The sequence below is a fragment of the Silanimonas sp. genome, from assembly GCF_027530345.1.
Taxonomy (GTDB): domain Bacteria; phylum Pseudomonadota; class Gammaproteobacteria; order Xanthomonadales; family Xanthomonadaceae; genus Silanimonas.
Window position 1 is genome coordinate 112,243 of sequence record NZ_JAPZQK010000002.1, and the last position, 18,354, is coordinate 130,596.

15 protein-coding genes and 1 pseudogene are annotated in these 18,354 nt (G+C 70.3%); 11 read left to right on the forward strand and 5 right to left on the reverse strand.

Translation table 11 applies throughout. The annotated features are described in order from the left end of the window. The first annotated feature begins 89 nt into the window (after positions 1 to 89). From uvrA to O9255_RS00760, 4 genes are all read left to right on the forward strand, one after another. On the forward strand, positions 90 to 3,065 hold the full coding sequence (gene uvrA / locus O9255_RS00745; RefSeq protein ID WP_297864908.1) for an excinuclease ABC subunit UvrA: 2,976 nt from the start codon (positions 90 to 92) through the stop codon (positions 3,063 to 3,065). After that, the gene (locus O9255_RS00750; protein ID WP_297864909.1) at positions 3,062 to 3,454 is read left to right on the forward strand and encodes a thioesterase family protein; all 393 of its coding nucleotides are present in this window, start codon (positions 3,062 to 3,064) and stop codon (positions 3,452 to 3,454) included. Before uvrA ends, O9255_RS00750 begins: the two co-directional genes overlap by 4 nt. 113 nt (positions 3,455 to 3,567) lie before the next feature. Next, the gene (locus tag O9255_RS00755; RefSeq protein WP_297864910.1) at positions 3,568 to 5,052 is read left to right on the forward strand and encodes a DUF4139 domain-containing protein; all 1,485 of its coding nucleotides are present in this window, start codon (positions 3,568 to 3,570) and stop codon (positions 5,050 to 5,052) included. Between the two features lie 10 nt (positions 5,053 to 5,062). Then, complete coding sequence (locus O9255_RS00760) at positions 5,063 to 5,812, forward strand: enoyl-CoA hydratase/isomerase family protein (RefSeq protein WP_297864911.1); 750 nt, start codon at positions 5,063 to 5,065, stop codon at positions 5,810 to 5,812. An 11-nt stretch (positions 5,813 to 5,823) separates the two neighbouring features. Here O9255_RS00760 and O9255_RS00765 read toward each other — a convergent pair whose 3' ends face one another. From O9255_RS00765 to O9255_RS00780, 4 genes and pseudogenes are all read right to left on the reverse strand, one after another. Then, complete coding sequence (locus O9255_RS00765; protein WP_297864912.1) at positions 5,824 to 7,182, reverse strand: phosphate ABC transporter substrate-binding/OmpA family protein; 1,359 nt, start codon at positions 7,180 to 7,182, stop codon at positions 5,824 to 5,826. 75 nt (positions 7,183 to 7,257) lie between these two features. Further along, positions 7,258 to 8,142, reverse strand: a complete 885-nt coding sequence (locus O9255_RS00770; protein WP_297864913.1) for a sulfurtransferase — start codon at positions 8,140 to 8,142, stop codon at positions 7,258 to 7,260. A gap of 31 nt (positions 8,143 to 8,173) precedes the next feature. Continuing rightward, positions 8,174 to 8,973: pseudogene (locus O9255_RS00775) on the reverse strand (DUF1289 domain-containing protein). A gap of 66 nt (positions 8,974 to 9,039) precedes the next feature. Then, a complete protein-coding gene (locus tag O9255_RS00780; protein ID WP_297864914.1) occupies positions 9,040 to 9,783 on the reverse strand; it encodes an FKBP-type peptidyl-prolyl cis-trans isomerase N-terminal domain-containing protein in 744 nt (247 codons plus the stop codon). Positions 9,784 to 9,919: 136 nt separating this feature from the next. Between O9255_RS00780 and O9255_RS00785 the strand changes: the two genes are divergently transcribed. From O9255_RS00785 to nth, 6 genes are read left to right on the forward strand one after another with little or no spacing between them, the layout of a single operon-like run. Continuing rightward, a complete protein-coding gene (locus O9255_RS00785) occupies positions 9,920 to 10,702 on the forward strand; it encodes an enoyl-CoA hydratase-related protein (protein WP_297864915.1) in 783 nt (260 codons plus the stop codon). Between the two features lie 34 nt (positions 10,703 to 10,736). Beyond that, positions 10,737 to 12,341 carry an electron transport complex subunit RsxC gene (rsxC, locus tag O9255_RS00790; RefSeq protein WP_297864916.1) on the forward strand — a complete coding sequence of 535 codons (1,605 nt, stop codon included), beginning with the start codon at positions 10,737 to 10,739 and terminating at the stop codon, positions 12,339 to 12,341. Next, positions 12,338 to 13,315, forward strand: a complete 978-nt coding sequence (locus tag O9255_RS00795; protein ID WP_297864917.1) for an RnfABCDGE type electron transport complex subunit D — start codon at positions 12,338 to 12,340, stop codon at positions 13,313 to 13,315. The genes rsxC and O9255_RS00795 overlap by 4 nt, the downstream gene beginning before the upstream one ends. After that, complete coding sequence (gene rsxG, locus O9255_RS00800; RefSeq protein WP_297864918.1) at positions 13,312 to 13,986, forward strand: electron transport complex subunit RsxG; 675 nt, start codon at positions 13,312 to 13,314, stop codon at positions 13,984 to 13,986. Before O9255_RS00795 ends, rsxG begins: the two co-directional genes overlap by 4 nt. Beyond that, positions 13,983 to 14,615, forward strand: coding sequence for an electron transport complex subunit RsxE (rsxE, locus tag O9255_RS00805; protein WP_297864919.1), 633 nt, complete (start codon positions 13,983 to 13,985; stop codon positions 14,613 to 14,615). The genes rsxG and rsxE overlap by 4 nt, the downstream gene beginning before the upstream one ends. After that, positions 14,612 to 15,253, forward strand: coding sequence for an endonuclease III (nth, locus tag O9255_RS00810; protein WP_297864920.1), 642 nt, complete (start codon positions 14,612 to 14,614; stop codon positions 15,251 to 15,253). Before rsxE ends, nth begins: the two co-directional genes overlap by 4 nt. Here the strand turns inward: nth and O9255_RS00815 are convergent. Beyond that, positions 15,250 to 16,968: an EAL domain-containing response regulator gene (locus O9255_RS00815; protein WP_297864921.1), complete on the reverse strand. Its 1,719-nt coding sequence runs from the start codon at positions 16,966 to 16,968 to the stop codon at positions 15,250 to 15,252. The genes nth and O9255_RS00815 overlap by 4 nt on opposite strands. Before the next feature lie 185 nt (positions 16,969 to 17,153). Here O9255_RS00815 and O9255_RS00820 point away from each other — a divergent pair, with 185 nt between their 5' ends. After that, complete coding sequence (locus tag O9255_RS00820; RefSeq protein ID WP_297864922.1) at positions 17,154 to 18,347, forward strand: porin; 1,194 nt, start codon at positions 17,154 to 17,156, stop codon at positions 18,345 to 18,347. Positions 18,348 to 18,354 lie beyond the last annotated feature (7 nt).

Below are 18,354 nucleotides of genomic sequence, written 5' to 3' on the forward strand. Positions count from 1 at the left end.
ACAGCCTTTGGGCGCCATCGCTGGCAGGGTCACGGCCCGGCGACGCGGGAGGGCTAGACTAGCCGATTGCCCCTGCGCCCAGACCCTCCATGGACCAGATCCGCATCCGCGGCGCCCGCACGCACAACCTCAAGAACGTCGATCTCGACCTGCCGCGAGACCAGCTGATCGTGATCACCGGGCTGTCCGGCTCTGGGAAGAGCTCGCTGGCCTTCGACACGATCTACGCGGAAGGCCAGCGCCGCTACGTGGAGTCGCTCTCGGCCTACGCGCGGCAGTTCCTGTCGGTGATGGAGAAGCCGGACCTCGACCATATCGAGGGCCTCTCCCCGGCCATCTCGATCGAACAGAAGTCGACCTCGCACAACCCGCGCTCGACGGTCGGCACGATCACCGAGATCCACGACTACCTGCGCCTGCTCTACGCCCGCGTGGGCACGCCGCGCTGCCCCGACCACTATGCACCGCTCGAGGCGCAGACCATCGGCCAGATGGTCGACACCGTGCTGGCCATGCCGGAGGACAAGCGCCTGATGCTGTTGGCGCCGGTCATCCGCGACCGCAAGGGCGAGCACGCGCAGGTGTTCGATGCGCTGCGCGCGCAGGGCTACGTGCGCGTGCGCGTGGACGGCGTGGTGCACGAGATCGACGCCGTGCCGAAGCTCGAGCTGCGCGTGAAGCACACGATCGAAGCCGTCGTCGACCGCTTCAAGCCGCGGCCCGACCTGAAGCAGCGCCTGGCCGAAAGCTTCGAAACGACGCTGAAGCTGTCCGATGGCGTCGCGCTCATCGCCGACATGGACGACGACAAGGCACCGGCACAGATGTTCAGCAGCAAGTACGGCTGCCCGCACTGCGACTACTCGCTGCCGGAACTCGAACCGAGGCTGTTCTCCTTCAACTCGCCGATGGGCGCCTGCGCCACCTGCGACGGCCTTGGGATCACCCAGGTGTTCGACGCGGCGAAGGTTGTCGGCCACCCCGAGCTGAGCCTCGCCAACGGCGCGGTGCGCGGCTGGGACCGCCGCAACATCTACTACTTCCAGCTCGTCGCGGCGTTGGCCAAGCACTATGGTTTCAGCGTCGATACGCCCTGGCAGGACCTGCCCACCAAGGCGCGCGAGGCCGTACTGAACGGCTCGGGCGGCGAAGCGATCGCCTTCACGTACATCACCGAGAACGGCGGGCGCAGCCAACGCAAGCATCCGTTCGAAGGCATCCTGCCGAACCTGCAGCGCCGCTACCGCGAAACCGAGTCGCAGACGGTGCGCGAGGAGCTGGCGAAGTACATCAGCGACCAGCCCTGCCCCGACTGCGGCGGCGCGCGCCTGAACCGGATGGCGCGGCATGTGTTCATCGACGGGCGCAATCTCCCGGCCGTGGCGCACCTGCCGGTCGACGCCTGCATGGCCTTCTTCAGCGACCTCACCCTGCCCGGCTGGCGCGGCGAGATCGCGGTGAAGATCGTCAAGGAGATCCGCGAACGACTGCGTTTCCTCGTGGACGTGGGCCTCGACTACCTCACGCTCGACCGCCAAGCCGATTCGCTGTCGGGCGGCGAGGCGCAGCGCATCCGCTTGGCCTCGCAGATCGGCGCGGGCCTCGTCGGCGTGATGTACGTGCTCGACGAACCTTCGATCGGCCTGCACCAGCGCGACAACGAACGCCTGCTCGGCACGCTGACGCGCCTGCGCGACCTCGGCAACACGGTGATCGTCGTCGAACATGACGAAGACGCGATCCGCCTCGCGGACCACGTGGTCGACATCGGCCCGGGCGCCGGCGTGCACGGCGGCGAAGTCGTCGGCCAGGGCTCGGTGGCCGACATCATGGCCTCGCCGCGCTCGATCACCGGCCAGTACCTCAGCGGCGAGCGCCGCATCGAGGTACCGAAGAAGCGCCACGCGCCGCGGAAGAACGAGTGGCTGAAGCTGCTCGGCGCGACCGGCAACAACCTGAAGGACGTCGACCTCGAGATCCCGGCCGGCCTGTTCGTGGCGGTGACGGGCGTGTCCGGTTCGGGCAAGTCGACGCTGATCAACGACACGCTCTTCGCACTGGCCTCGCGCGAGCTCAACGGCTCGGGCGCCACGCCGGCACCGCACCGCGAAGTGGACGGCATGGACCTGTTCGACAAGGTGGTCGACATCGACCAGACGCCGATCGGCCGGACGCCGCGCTCGAACCCGGCGACCTATACCGGCCTGTTCACGCCGCTGCGCGAGCTGTACGCGCAGGTGCCGGAAGCCCGTGCCCGCGGCTACGCGCCGGGCCGCTTCAGCTTCAACGTTCGCGGCGGCCGCTGCGAGGCTTGCCAGGGCGACGGCCTGATCAAGGTGGAGATGCATTTCCTGCCGGACGTCTACGTTCCCTGCGACGTCTGCCACGGCAAGCGCTACAACCGCGAGACGCTGGAGATCCTCTACAAGGGCTACAGCATCCACGACGTGCTGGAAATGACCGTCGAGGACGCGCTCAAGCTGTTCGAGCCGGTGCCGTCCATCGCTCGCAAGCTCGAAACCCTGATGGACGTGGGCCTGAGCTATATCAAGCTCGGCCAGAGCGCGACGACGCTCTCGGGCGGCGAGGCGCAGCGCGTGAAGCTTTCGAAGGAACTGAGCCGCCGCGATACCGGCCGCACGCTCTACATCCTCGACGAGCCCACCACGGGCCTGCACTTCGCCGACATCGAACACCTGCTGGCGGTGCTGCACAAGCTGCGCGACGACGGCAACACGGTGGTGGTCATCGAACACAACCTCGACGTGGTGAAGACCGCGGACTGGGTGATCGACCTCGGCCCGGAGGGCGGCCACCGCGGCGGCACCATCGTCGCGACCGGCACGCCGGAGCAGATCGCCGCGCATCCGGAATCGCACACCGGGCACTTCCTCGCCAAGCTGCTGGCGGCCGCCCCGGCGACAGCGCCGGTGGCGCCGGCACCCCGGCGCATGAAGGCCGCCCCGCCGCCGCCCGTTCGATTGACCGAAGAAGAAAAGGCCGCGGCCAAGAAAGCCGCGAAGAAGGCCGCGAAGGCCGCCACCAAGACGAAGGAAAACGCATGAAGACCGTGTTCGAAATCGCCATGGACGTGCGCTGGGGCGACATGGACGCCTTCAACCACGTGAACAATGCGAGCTACCTCCGCTTCATCGAGGAGGCGCGCGTGGCCTGGTTCAAGAGCCTCACCGCGGACTGGGCCGCCGTCGACTGCGCGCCGATCCTTGCCGCGGCGACGATGAACTATCGCCGCCCGATCGGCTGGCCGGAGCGCCTACGCGTGACATTGCATGCCGAAAAGCTGGGCACCAAGAGCCTCACGCTCGGCCACCGCATCGAGAGCGCCACGCAGGACGGCGTGCTCTACGCCGACGGCACCACGGTGATGGTCTGGGTCGACAACAGCGGCACGTCGATTCCGCTCCCGGCGGGCATCCGAGCGGCCTGCGAGTAGACACGCGCCGGCCGGCGACAACCCGGGCTGAACACGAGGCCAAGTCCCAACCCCGGGACTTGGCCTCGTCCGTTGATGGGCTCACGATCCCACCACCCACGACGGAGTCCCCCATGCCCCTCCCGCGCGTCCACCCCGCACCCGCCGCCCTCGCCGTCGCTCTTTCGCTGGGAGTTGCCTCGATGACCGCCTCCGCCTCCGTTCCCCAGCGCCTTGCCATCTACAGCGGTGGTTTCGAATCCGTCAGCCAGACCCGCGGCGGCAACGCGCAGGCCGGCTATGCCCTGGTGCAGCGCCCTGTGCGCGTGATGCCTGGCGAATGGTCCATCGACGACCTTCCGCTCGCGCTCGATCCGTCCACCGTGCAGCTCAGCGGCGATGGCGTGGCGGTGCGCAGCCAGCGCTACGACTTCGCCACCGCCGACCATGCGCAGCTGCTGCAGCGCGCGGTGGGGCGCACGATCACCGTCGAACAGAGCGTCGCCAGCGGCGTGCGCGAATACACCGGCGTCCTCATTGCGGCAGGCAACGGCCTGACCTTGCGCGAGGCCAGCGGCCAGCTGCGCGTGCTCTCCGGCTACAGCGGTTTCACGCTGGCCGAGCCGCCGAGCGGGCTGGTGGCGCGCCCGACCCTGCGTTTCCTGATCGACGCGCCGGCCGCGCGCGACGCCCGGCTCGACTACGCCACCGCGGGCCTCGCGTGGCGTGCGGAGTACCGCGCCGTGCTGGCCGGCAGCGGCAGTTCCTGCCGGATGGCCCTCGAAGGCCATGCGATGGTGGCGAACCGCTCCGGTGTCGATTTCAACGACGTCGCGCTGGACCTGGTGGCCGGCGAGCCCAACCGCCGCGTCGACGTGATCCAGGTGAGCGGGACGATGATGCGCGCCGCCGCTGCGCCGCCGGAGGCCAAGATGATGGCCGACGAAGGCGCGCCCTCGGTGTCGGCCTCGGGCGAGAACCATCGCTACACCCTGCCCGGCACCGGCGACCTGCCCGACGGCTCGCTGCAGCGCCTGCCGCTGCTCAAGCCCGCGGCCAACGTGCCCTGCGAGCGCCGCCTGGTGGCGGTGCGCAACGACGGCGACTGGATGCCGGATCGCCCGATGATCCATCGCGAACTCGGCGGCGACGGCGAGATCCCGGTGCGTTCGCGCCTCGTGTTCAAGAACGATCGCGCGGCCGGGCTGGGCGTACCGCTGCCCGCGGGACGCCTGCGCGCCTTCGACGGCAGCGAGCTGATGGGCGAAGCCGACATCGGCCACACCGCCGCGGGCCGCGAACTCGACCTCGACCTCGGCGGCGCCTTCGACGTGACGGCCCAACGCAAGACCGTCGATTTCCAGCTGGACCGAAGCGGCCGCACGATGACCGAGACCGTGGAGTGGACGCTGCGCAACGCCAAGGCCGCCGAGGCCACGGTGCGCCTTGGCGACCGCCTGCCGCGCTGGACGGAGTGGCAGTTGCTCGAAGGCGGCGAGCGCTTCAGCAAGACCGACGCGCAGCGCATCGAAGCGGACGTGCGCGTCCCGGCCGGCGGCGAGACGGTGCTGCGCTACACCGTGCGCTATCGTTGGGCCGCTGACATCACCCTCGACTGAGACTCCCCCCATGCTGGAACGCATCGCCCACGGCAACGTGCTCGAAATCCGCCTCGCGCGGCCGCCCGTCAACGCGCTGAACCCGGAACTGCTCGCGGCGCTCGCCACGGCCTTCGCGCCCGCGCAGCTCCACGGCGTCGAAGGCGTCGTGCTCTCGGGTGGGCCGAAGGTGTTCTCCGGCGGGCTCGACGTGCCGCACCTGCTCGGCCTCGACCGTGCCGGCCTCACCGCCGCGTGGTCGGGCTTCTTCGCCACCGCACGGGCCATCGCGCACTGCCCGGTGCCCGTCGTCGCCGCCATCGGCGGCCACAGCCCGGCCGGCGGCTGCGTGCTGGCGCTGTGCTGCGACTACCGGGTGATGGCACGCGGCGCCTACCGCATCGGCCTCAACGAAACGCAGGTCGGGCTTGTGGTGCCGGATGCGATCCAGGTGCTGATGCGCCGCGTCGTCGGCACGCATCGCGCCGAGCGACTGATGGTGGCCGGCGCGATGATCGACTCGGAGCAGGCGCTGGCCATCGGCCTCGTCGACGAACTCACCGACGCCGACCACGTCGCCACGCGCGGCCTGCATTGGCTGGGCGAACTGGCCGCCCTGCCCCGCGAACCGATGCTGACCACGCGGAAGATCGCCCGCACCGACCTGCATGCGGCCCTCGACGGCTTCACCGACGACGAGCTGGACGGCTTCGTCGACCGCTGGTTCGCCAAGGCGACCCAGGACGCGCTCCACGCCCTGGTGGCGAAGCTCAAGAAGTAAGCTTCGCTCCCTCAGCGCTGCCCGCCGACCGCAGTGGCGGCGCCGACCGGGCGGATCCACACCTCCACGCGACGGTTGCGCAAACGCCCGGCCAGCGTGTCGTTGCTGGCCACCGTCGCGATCTGCCCGAGCCCGCGCTGGCGCGCCACGCGAAGCCCCTTCGTCCTCAGCTCTGCGGCCACGAGGTCGACGCGGTCGTTGCTCAGCGAGAGCGCGAGGTAGGGCGTCGCTTCGGAACGATCGGCGAACCCGATCAGCAGCAATTCGTGGCCGCCCTGACGCGGCGCGGCCATGAAGCGGGCCAGGCGCTCGATGTCTTCGACCGCCTTGTTGTCGAGCACGGCCGCACCCTCGCCGAAGCGGAAATTCAGGCTCAAGCGACGCGCTCCGGCGACGAGCGCGCGGTAGTCCTGGTGCTCCGGCGCCCGCTGGTCGAGGGCGCGGATGTCCTGCGGCACGAAGCCGACGTCGGCGACGACCTGCTGGCCCGAAGGGCCCAGCGCGAAATCGATCAGGGCCTGCACTTCCGCGCGCGGTCGCGCCGCGCTGTAGAGGAACAGACGGCGCGCGAGCACGTAGTCCTCGGTGGCGACGCTCAGCGCCGTCGGCGCCATTGGCACGGTGCCGCGCTCCGACAAAGCCAAAGGCTTCGCGCGCCCCACGCCAGCGAGGCCGACGAAACCGATGGCCTGCGGGTCCGCCGCGACCGCCGCGGCGAGCTGCTCCGTCGATTCGTAGCGCGCAGCGGCCGCGCTGAGCGGCGCCTCGCCCATCACCAGCGATTTGAAGGTGTCGAACGTGCCGGAGCGGTCGTCGCGGGCATGCAGCACCACGGGGCCGGGCGCACCGCCGACCTGCGACCAGTCGCGCACGCGCCCGGAGAAGAGCGCGCGGACCTGGTCGACCGTCAGGGTCGACACGCGGTTGCCCGGATGCACGATCACCGACAGGCCATCGAGGGCGATGACGTGTTCCAGCCCCTTCTCGTAAAGCGGGCCGATCAGCCGTGCGCCCTGCACCTCCTCCTCGCGCACCGCGCGGGACGCCATCCACAGATCGCAGTCGCCGTCGCGAAGCGCAGCGAAGCCGGTGCTGGTGCCATGCGCCAGCACGTCGACGACGAGCGGGCCCTTCGGAGTGGTGAAGCGCAGCCGCGACTCATCGAGGGCGGGGGTGTCCTGGCCGTCGAAGCGCCAGCCCTGCTGGGCCGCCCAGGCCTTCGCCAGCTCCGGGGCCAAGCGCTGGCCGACCGTGTTCGAACCGGAAAGACAGACCCGCGCCGCGCCCGCCGGCGCCTGCGCCTGCACGGCCCACGCCATGGCGAGCACCAGGCCCACCGCCACACCGCGCCACACTGCCGATCCGCGCATCGCTTGCCCCGCTGGCCGAAAGCCCGACAGGTTGGCGATCCGCGGTGACGCGTTCGTTGCGCGCGGATGACCGTTTCAGTCGCCGGTGGCGACGGGCCGCGAGGGATCGCTCACCCAGCCCGACCAGGAGGGCGCGAACAGGGTGGGCATTGGCCAACCGGCGTGCACGAGCGCCAGCGCGTTGTGACAAGCCGTGACGCCGGAGCCGCAGAACAACCATGACGCGGTGCCCTCCGGCAGCAGCGCTCGCCACTCCGCCTGCAACTGCGGCCGTGGCTTGAACCGCCCCGCGGCAAGGTTCTCGGCGAAGGGGCGGTTGATGGCCCCGGGGATGTGCCCCGCTTTCGGGTCGAGGGGTTCGACATCGCCGCGGAAGCGTTCGCGGGCGCGGGCATCGACCAGCGCGATGGAGGCATCGCGCGCCGCCACCGCGTCGGCGTCGATGGTCGGAGCGCTGCCGGGACACCAGCCGTCGCCCTGCGCCTCCCGACTGACAGCTTCGTGCCCACCGAAAGCCGCGGCCTCGATGGGCGCGTCATCGACGGGGACCTCCGCCGCGATCCAGGCGGCAAACCCGCCATCGAGCACGCGCACGTCGACATGCCCCATCCAGCGCAGCAGCCACCACGCACGCGCCGCCGCCATGGCGCCGCTCCCACCGTCATAGACGACCACCGGCGTCGCCGGCGTGATGCGCCAGCGGGCGAGCGTCGTGGCGAACCGGTCCGCCTCGGGCAGCGGATGGCGGCCTTCCGAAGCGGGCTTCGCGTGGTCGGAGAGATCGTCATCAAGATGCGCATACACCGCGCCAGGAATCCGCGATGCCGCGAACGCACGGCGGCCGGCATCGGCATCGGCGAGGTCGAAGCGCGCATCGATGATGCGCAATGACGGGTCGCCGAGACGTGCGCACAGGGCCTCGACATCGACCAGCGGCGACGGTTCGTTCAATGCGGTCATCGCGGCGCTCCGTGTTCGGGAGCCCGAGTATTCAGCGCGGTGAAGCGGCCTGCAAACGCTCGCGCAAGTTCACCAGCATGGCCGCGGTGGCGCCCCAGATGCGGTGTTCGCGCCACTGGAACTCCACTAGCAGGCGCGTGCGGCCGCGCCACTCCATCGCCACATCGCGGGCGCTGGCCGGGTCGAGCAGGAAATCGAGCGGCACTTCGAAGGCTTCGGCCACTTCGTCGGCGTTCGGATGCAAGGGATGCTCGTGGTCAATGCGCGCCACCAGCGGATAGACATGAAAGCCGGTGATCGTCGCGTACGGGTCGAGCCAGCCGAGCGGCTCGATGCTGCGCGCCGGCAGACCGACTTCCTCCTCGGTTTCGCGGATCGCTGCCGCGAGCGGACCCGCGTCGGCGAGATCGACGCGCCCACCGGGGAAGCTGATCTGGCCGGCATGGTGCCGCAGCGCGTCCTGCCGCCGCGTCAGGAGCACCGTGGTGCCGCTGCCGTGTTCGCGCAGGCCGACGAGCACCGCGGCCGGGCGCAAGGGTTCGGCGGGCAACAGATCCGCCAACTGTTCGAGGTTCCACGGCGACGCGACGGGCGCCGGGTGCAGCCCAAGCAGCGCGCGTTCGAACAGGTGGCGGGACAGCATCGAACGCTTCAGCCGGCGAGCCGCGACTCGCGTTCCGGCAGCACCTCGTCCGTCAGGCGCTGGCGTTCGGCATCGCCCATCAGCGACCAGCGCGCGATCTCGTCGCCGGTGCGGAAGCAGCCTTCACAGAAGCCGGTGGCGTCGAGGCTGCAGATGCCGATGCAAGGGGTGAGGATTGGCGTGGACATTCAAGGTTCCGGAAACAAACAGGGCGCCGCCGGAGCGACGCCCTGTCGATGCCGCGAGCGTCGGGATTACTTGACGCTGACGAGCTTCAGGTCGAACACGAGGGCCTGGCCCGGGCCGACCGGCGAACGCGGGTCGTTGCCGAAGGCCTTGTCGGCCGGCAGGTAGATTTCCCAACGCGAGCCGACCGGCATCAGCGGCAGCACTTCGCGGATGCCGACGAGCGGGAACTGTTCGATCTTGAACGTGGCCGGCTGCGCGTTCGGCGACGCGTAGGTGTTGGCCAGCTCCTGGCCGGTGTGCAGCGAGTAGCGGAAGTGCATCTGCACTTCGCTCGTCGCGGTCGGGCGCGCACCGGTGCCGGCGTCGATGATGCGGTACTGGATGCCCGAGGGCAGCGTGGTGACGCCCTGCTTGGCGCGATTGGCCGCCAGGAAGGCGTCCGACTTCGCCTTGTTCTCGCGAGCGGCGGTCTCGAACTGGGTGCGGGCTTCGGTCTGCAGCTTCTGCTGCAGCCAGCCCACGGCGCGGCCCATCTGCTCTTCGGTGTAGGCCGCCTGGCGCTTGTTGTAGGCGTCCTGCAGGCCGCGGATGACCTGGTTCATGTCGACGTCCGCCTTGGCGTTGACGATCGACAGGCCGGCGTCATAGCCGAGCGCGTAGCTCAGGGTGTTCTTGTCGGGCTGGGGCAGCGGCGCCTGCTGGGCCGGAGCGCCCTGCGGACGGGCCTGCGGAGCGGGGGCCGGGGCCTGCGCGGTCGCGGCGGTGGCGACGGCGGCAGCAAGGGCAACAGCGAGGACGCGCACGATCATTCAAGTCTCCAGCGTAAAAAGAATCGAGGCCGTGGGGCGGCCTCGAGGGCGACGTAGAATAGCGGCCGGGGGCCTGAATCGCCACTGACATTCCGGGCCCGGAAGCACACTTATCCACAGCCCGCGCGGAGCGCGCATGACCTTTAACACCCTCCTAACCGAAGATCGGGGCGCGGTTCGCGTCATCACGGTCAACCGCCCCGACAAGCTCAACGCGCTGAACCACGCGACGCTGACCGATCTGCACGCGGCCTTCGCTGCCGCCGCGGCCGACGACAGCGTCCGCGCCATCGTGCTCACCGGCGCCGGCCCAAAGGCTTTCGTGGCGGGCGCGGACATCGCCGAGATGAATGGCCTGAGCCCGGTGCAGTCTCGCGATTTCTCGCGCCACGGCCAGGCGCTCATGACCCGCATCGAACGCCTCGGCAAGCCGGTGGTCGGCATGCTCAACGGCTTCGCGCTCGGCGGTGGCCTCGAGCTGGCGATGGCCTGCCACCTGCGCATCGCCGCCGACACCGCGAAGATCGGCCAGCCGGAAATCAACCTCGGCCTGATCCCCGGCTTCGGCGGCACGCAGCGCCTGCTGCGCCTCGCCGGCCGCGCCGCCACCCTCGAACTCTGCCTGCTCGGTGCGCCGATCGGCGCGGAGCGCGCGATGCAGCTCGGCATCGTCAATCGCGTGGTTCCGGCGGCGGAGCTTGAAGCCGCCACCTTCGCCATCGCCGAGCAGCTCGCGAGCGCGGCGCCGCAGGCCCTTCGCGGCATCCTCGACGCCGTGCTGATCGGCGGCGAATCGCCGATCGATGTCGGCCTCGATTACGAGACGCAGGGCTTCGCCATCGCGTTCTCGACCGAGGACATGAAGGAAGGCACCGGCGCCTTCCTCGCCAAGCGCAAACCCAGCTTCACCGGCCGCTGAGCGCGCGCGGGCCGGCGGTCATGGGCGGGCGACGATGAGCCTGCATCGGTTCTTCGGCGGCCTCGTACTGCCGGCGATGAAGCCCGTGCCGGCACCGGTGCGGCGATTGCCGCTGCCGGGCCGACTGCGCGTGCCTCTGCTCCAACACGCCGGTGCGGAGGCCGAGGCCTGCGTGGCGGTCGGCGATCGCGTTCGGCGGTTCCAGCGGATCGGTCGCCGCGCGGCAGACACGTTTGGCGCGGACGTGCATGCACCGGCGGCCGGCGTTGTGGTCGCGATCGAGCGCGGGCCGGTCGCGATGCCGGGCACGCCGGAGGCGACGCATGTGGTGATCGCGGTCGATGCCGACGCTGCGCAAGCGTGGGTTTCGGGCGACGGCGAATCGCAGGACGACGCCCGGATGCCGGCGCTCGATCCACGCACGACGCCCCACGACGCCCTGCGCCAGCGGCTGGCCGACGCCGGTCTGGTGGGCCTCGGGGGCGCGGGCTTTCCGACCGCCGAGAAGCTCTCCCTCACGCACCACCTCCTGATCCTCAACGGGGCCGAGTGCGAGCCCGTGGTGGCCTGTGACGAAGCTCTGCTGCGCGAGCGCGCCGACGAGGTGGTGGCCGGCGGACGGCTGCTGGCGCGTCTGTGCGGCGCCGCACGCCTTGTGCTGGCGATGGAACAACGCATGGGCTCGGCCCTGCCGGCGGTGCAGGCAGCGATCGCCGCAAACGTGGACGGTGACGTCGAGCGGCTGAGGGTTGAACTGGCGCTGCTACCGGACCGTTACCCCGCCGGTGGTGAACGCCAGCTCATCCAGGCGCTGACCGGCGAGGAAGTCCCCGACGGCGGCCTGCCGCGCGACCTCGGCGTGCTCGTGCAGAACGTCGGCACCGCCGCGGCGGCTTGGCGGGCCGTCGTGCATGGCGAACCGCAGGTCTCGCGCCTGGTGACCGTGGGTGGCGATGGGGTTTCCCATGCCGCCACCTTCGAAGTGTTGCTCGGCACCCCGGCGTCGCGCGTGGCGGAAGCCGTGGGCGGCTGGCGCGACGACGCAACGGTGCTGCGCGCCGGTGGCCCGATGATGGGCGTGGCGCTGCCGCATGACGACGTGGCGGTGATCAAGACCACCATCGCCCTCACCGCCTGGTGCGGGCCTGTGTCACCCGATGCAGGAGCGCGTTCATCCGCGCCAAGGTCGCCGCTGCCCTGCATCCGCTGCGGCGACTGCGCGGACGCCTGCCCTTCACGGCTCCAACCACAGTTGCTGCATGGGCGCCTCAAGGCCTCCGACGGCGGCGACCTGGGCGGCGCCCTGGCCCTCGGCCTCGGTGCCTGCATCGAATGCGGGGCCTGCGACGCCGTCTGCCCGAGCGCGATCCCGCTCACCGCCGGCTTCGTCGCGGCCCGGCAGTCGGCACGGCTCGGCCAGCACCAGCGCGTGCAAGCGGAGGCGGCGAAGGAGCGCTTCGAACGCCGCATCGAACGCCTGCAGCGCGAGGCCGAAGACGCCGCCCAGCACCAGGCCCAGCGGGTGAAGCGGGTGTCCGGCGCCGCGGCGGCGGCCTTGGCGAAGGCCCGATCCAAACGCGCCGGGAGTGGTTCGGCCCCGAGCACGGCGGACGCGCCATCCGACGGTGGCCCGCCGTGAGCCCGCGCCGCTTCCGCGATCCGGGTACGCCTTCGCTGCGCCTCGCCCGCAGCGTGCCGATGACCATGGGCCTCGTGCTGCTGGCGCTGCTGCCCGGCATCGCGGCGATGACGCTGTTCTTCGGCCCGGGCGTGCTGGGGCAGATCACGCTCGCCGTGCTGTTCGCCATGGGGTTGGAGGCGGCGATGCTGGCCCTGCGCGGCGCGGCGCTGAAGCCGGCGCTCACGGATCTCTCCGCACCGCTGACGGCGGTGCTGTTCGCGCTGTGCCTGCCGCCGACCGCGCCGTGGTGGATGAACCTCGTCGGCGTCTCCGCAGCGATCGTGGTGGCGAAGCATCTGTATGGCGGCCTCGGCCACAACCCGTTCAACCCGGCGATGGTCGGCGTGGCGGTGGTGGTGCTCGCCTTCCCGCTCGAGTACTCGCGCTGGATCGCGCCCGGTCAGTGGGACACCTTGGCGCAGGCCACGCCGCTCGATCTACTGCGCCAGCAGGCCACGCAGGGCTACGCGCTGTCCGAGATCCGCGCGAACCCGGTGTTCGGCGCGTTCGGCGGCCGCGGCTGGGAGTGGGTGGCGGGCTGCTGGGCGCTGGGCGGGCTGTTCCTGCTCTGGAAGCGGGTGATCCCCTGGCAGACGCCCGTCGCGGTGCTGGGCACCACGGTGCTGGTGACCTTGCCGTTCTGGCTATGGGACGCCGACACGCACCCGAGTCCGCTGAGCCACGTCTTCTCGGGCGCGCTGGTGTTCGCCGCCGTCTTCATCGCCACCGACCCGGTATCGGGCTGCACGACGCCGCGCGGTCGTCTGATCTTCGGCACCGGCGTGGCCCTGCTGACGCTGGCGATCCGGCGCTGGGGCGGCTTCCCCGATGGCGTGGCCTTCGCCGTGCTGCTGATGAATGCCGCCGCGCCGCTAATCGATCGGCTCGCGAGGCCGCGCTGGCTCGGCGAACGGACGAAGGGCGCACCATGAGCCTGCGCCTCGGCAATCTAGGACGTGGGGCCCTCACGCTGGCCGTCGTCGGAGCGCTGGGCCTCGGCGGCCTGCTGGCCCTGCGCGCGCTCACCGCGGAGCGCATCGCCGAACAGCAGCGCGCGTCGACCCTCCGTGCCTTGGCCTTGTTGTTGCCGAAGGAGTACGACAACGACCCGCAAGCCGATCGTATCGACGTGGTCGCCCCCGCGTGGCTCGGCAGCGACGATGCGCTCGCCGTGCGTCGCGCCCGCCGAGACGGCGTGCTCCAAGCCCTGCTGCTCGAAGCCGTCGCGCCCGACGGCTACAACGGCGACATCCGCCTTCTCGTCGGCGTGGATGCGCGGGGCCGGGTGATCGGGGTGCGCGTGGTCGAACACCGCGAGACGCCGGGCCTTGGCGATCCCATCGAGATCGCGCGCGGCCCGTGGATCACCGGCTTCGACGGTCGATCCTTGAGCGACCCCGCCGCAGACGCCTGGCGGGTGCGACGCGACGGCGGCGCCTTCGACCAGCTCGCCGGCGCCACGATCACACCGCGCGCGGTGGTGGGTGCGGTGCGGCGCACGCTTCAGTTCGTCGAAACCCACGGCGAAGCGCTGGCGATGGCGCCGGTGGGCGAAACACTCGCCTTCCGCGACCTGCCGCCACCGGAGGATTCCGGGCGATGACTGCCCCTACTGCACCGCGCACCATCCTCGAGTACGGCCTGTCGAGCGGCAACGTCGCGCTCGTGCAGCTGCTCGGCCTGTGCCCGTTGCTCGCCGTGAGCAGCTCGCTGGTCTCGGCCCTCGGCCTCGGGCTGGCGACCGTCCTCGCGCTGACAGCCACCAACGCCTGCATCGCCGCGCTGCGCCGCGTAACCGGCCGCGACGTGCGCATCCCGGTGTTCGTCACCGTCATCGCCTGCGTCGTCACCGCCATCGAACTGGCGATGCGCGCGTGGCTGCCCGCCCTCCACGGCGTGCTCGGCCTGTTCATCCCACTGATCGTCACCAACTGCGCCCTGCTCGGCCGCGCCGAAGCCTTCGCATCACGCCACGATCCTCTGCGCGCGGCGCTGGACGGCTTCGCGGTGGGCGTGGGTTTCCTGCTGGTGCTGCTGCTCCTCGGCGGACTGCGCGAGGCGCTCGGCCGCGGCACCTTGTTCGCCGGTGCCGGTGCCCTGCTGGGCCTGCCGCAGTTGGAGTGGACGCTGCTGCCCGGCTACCGCGGCTTTCTTCTCGCCACGCTGCCCGTCGGCGCCTTTTTCCTGCTCGCCCTGCTGATCGCTGCGCGGCAGCGCTGGAGCGCCCGATGAAGCCCGCCGACCGCATCGAGTTCTTCCGCCGCCTGCGCGAATTGAATCCGCATCCGACCACCGAGCTCGAATACACCACGCCCTTCGAGCTTCTGGCCGCCGTATTGCTCTCGGCGCAGGCCACCGACGTCGGCGTCAACAAGGCCACGCGCCGGCTGTTCCCGGTGGCGAATACACCGGCGGGCCTGCTCGCACTGGGCGAGGCGGGGCTGAAGGGCTACATCAACACCATCGGCCTCTACAACGCGAAGGCCGCGAACCTGATCGCGACATGCCGCATCCTCGTCGAACGGCACGACGGCGAGGTGCCGCGCGACCGCGAGTCGCTCGAAGCCCTGCCGGGCGTCGGGCGCAAGACGGCCAACGTCGTGCTGAACACGGCCTTCGGCGAGCCGACGATCGCCGTGGACACCCACATCTTCCGGGTCTCGAACCGCACCGGCCTCGCGCCGGGAAAAAGCGTCGATAACGTCGAACATAAGCTGCTGAAGGTCGTGCCCGCGGAGTTCAAGATGGACGCCCACCACTGGCTGATCCTGCACGGCCGCTACGTGTGCAAGGCGCGCAAGCCGCTGTGCGGCGCCTGCCCCGTGCGCGACCTCTGCCGATTCAAAGACAAGACCGACGCCACGACCTAGGCGTAACCGCGCTCCATCATCCAGCCGGCGACGGCATTGGCCGCCATCGGCGCGCCGTAGTGGTAGCCCTGGCAGATGTCGCAGTCGAGCTGCGCCAGCTTGATCACCTGCGACTGGGCCTCGACGCCCTCGGCCACCACTTTCAGGCCGAAACCGTGCGCCAAGGCGATCACGGCGCGGACGATGGCGGCGTCGCCGGCATCGCGCACGATCTGTCGGACGAACATCTGGTCGATCTTCAAGACGTCGATCGGCAGGCGCTTGAGCTGCGACAGGTTGGAATAGCCGGTACCGAAGTCGTCGAGCGCGAGGGCCACGCCGAGTTCGCTCAGGGTCGACATCAGCGCGATGGCGCGCTCCGGGTCGTGCAGCGCGGCGCTCTCGGTGATCTCGAGTTCGAGCGAACCGTGGGGCAGGCCGGCCTGCGCCAGCACGGCGCGCACGCCGTCGACCAGTCCCGGATCCTCGAACTGCCGCGGCGAGAGGTTCACGGCCACGCGCTCGACCTCCAATCCTTCCTCGCGCCAGCCCTTGAGCTGGCGCACCGCCTCGCGCAGCGCCCAGCTGCCAATGGGGAGGATCAGGCCGGACTCCTCGGCCAGGGGAATGAACTCGGAAGGCGCGACCTGGCCCAGTTCGGCGTGGTACCAGCGCAACAGGGCCTCGAAACCCACCAGCCGCTCGCCGGCCAGCGCGATCTGCGGCTGGAAGGCGAGGCTGAGTTCGCCGCGCTCCATGGCGAGGCGCAGGTCCTGCAGCAGTCGCACGCTGCGGCCGCGGGCGGCGCTGTTCTCGGCGGAATAGAAGGCCACCGTGCCGCCGGGCGCGGTGGCGGGTTCGGCGGTCTCGGCGTGGTCGAGCAGGCGCTCGGGGGTGTCGCCGTCGCGCGGATACACCGCCACGCCCACCGAGGCATCGAAGAACAGACGGCGGCCGCCAATCTCCATCGGCTGCGCCAAGGGCGCCAGCACGTCGCGCAGCAGGGCTTCGATGCGGGTCTCGTCCTCCACGCCGGACAGGGCGATGGCGAATCGGTGCTCGCCGGCTCGTGCCAGCACGGCGTGGTTGCCCAGCCTGGCGCGGACGCTTTCGAGCAGCCGGTTGGCCCCCTCGCGCATCACCTCGTCCGCAGGCCCCTGCCCCAACGACTGCCGGAGCACCGGCAGTTGCCCCAGTGCGATGCTGGCGAGGATGGCGCTGGGCTGGCCGTCGTTCGTCCGGGCGAGGCGGCCGAGGAAGTGGCTCCGATTCGGCAGGCCGGTGATCGAATCGAACTCGCGGAGCTTCTGCGCCTCGGCCTCGAGTTGCCGGCGCGCCTCGGTGCGCTTGGCAGAACGCCGCAGCTGGGCCTGCACGAGCGACAGCAGTTCGGTCGGGCGGAAGGGTTTGGTGAGGTAGTCGTCGGCGCCGAGGTTCATGCCGGCACGGATCGATTCGCGCTCGTCGAGGCCGGTCAGGAACACGAAGGGCAGGTCGGCGGTGCGCGGGTCGGCGCGCAGGGCCGCCAGCAGGTCCTGCCCGTTGCCGCCGGGCATCAGGACATCCGACAGGATCAGGTCCGGCAGGTGCTCGTGGGCGAGGACGAAGGCGTCCGGGCCGTTGTCAGCCTCCAGAACCCGGTACCCGGCCGAACGCAGGGTGGCGTTCAGCACCGCGCGGATGCTGCCGTCGTCTTCCGCGACAAGGATCGTGGTCGTGCTTGCCTGCCCAGCCATCGGCACCCTCCCGAGTCGATCCCATCGACGCGTCGCCCGAGTCTAGCCGGAGGTCCGGCGTCATGCGCCAGTGACGGTGGGATGTCCCCCGGATGACCGGCAGGTAGCGATTTCGTGTCAATTGAAATATTGGTGTCATCTCCCGTCCATAGGCTGCGCCCACCTTCCCAACGGTGTCCGCCGCCATGCGCCTCGCCCGCTCCCTGCTCGCCGCTTCCCTCGCCGCCGCCCTCGCCACCCCGGCCCTGGCCGAGGTGCCCATCGACGTGATCGGCGACACCGAAATCTATTTCGACGCCCTGCTGCACTTCGACGCCTACCAGTACGACCAGAACATCAGCCGCGCCGACGGCCTCGCCCTCACGGCCGGCCAGCTGACGGCCAACACGCTGACCAACAACGGTCAGTTCCGCCGCGGCGAGATGATCCTGCGCGGCAAGACGCCGACGGCCGAGTGGCAGATCGGCTACGACACCGTCGGCAGCCGCGGTACCGGCCGCAACGGCCGCTGGCTGGACGTCAGCTGGAAGGGCCGCATCAACGCTGACTGGTCGTACCGCCTCGGCCAGTTCAAGCAGCCGAACAGCCTCGAAGAGCTGACGAGCACCAAGAACAACGAGTTCATTTCGAAGGCGATGGTCACCAACGCCTATGGCCTCTCGCGCCGCGTCGGCGCCGAGATCCAGTACGCCACCCCGTCCATCACGGCCACCGGCACCTGGTTCACGCGCGAGATCAACGTCGCCCAGCGCGTCGGCGATGGCTGGGGCACGCGCCTCACCTGGGCGCCGATCCAAGACACCCAGGCCGGTGAGGCCCTGCACTTCGGCATTTCGGCCGTCCAGTTCGACGCCGAGAACAATCGCTACAGCCTCAGCTCCCGCCCGCAGGCCGACATCACCAACGTCAACACGGTCACGGCCACCCTGACCGACGCGGAAAAGACCCGCATCGTCGGCCTCGAAGGCATGTACTACCGCGGCCCGTTCAAGGTGATGGGCGAATACTTCCGCGCCGACACCGACCGCCGTGGCGCAGCCCCGGACTACAGCACCGACGGTTGGTACGTTTCGACCCTGTACACCCTGAGCGACGACCTGTTCGGCTACCGCGGCGGCCTCTACACGACGGCCACCCCGACCGACCCGGTCAAGGGCTTGTGGCAGCTGGCCGCCCGCTACGACCGCCTCGATGCCAACGACGGTGCGGTGCTCGGCGGCGCCCAGTCGGCCTTCACGGTCGGCGCCAACTGGTACATCCGTTCGAACTTCCGCCTGTCGCTGAACTACGTGATGGTCGAGAGCGAGCGCGTGCAGTCGGGCGTGCTGATCAACAACGACCCGAACATCGTCGAGCTCCGCGGCCAGATCACCATCTGACCCCGCC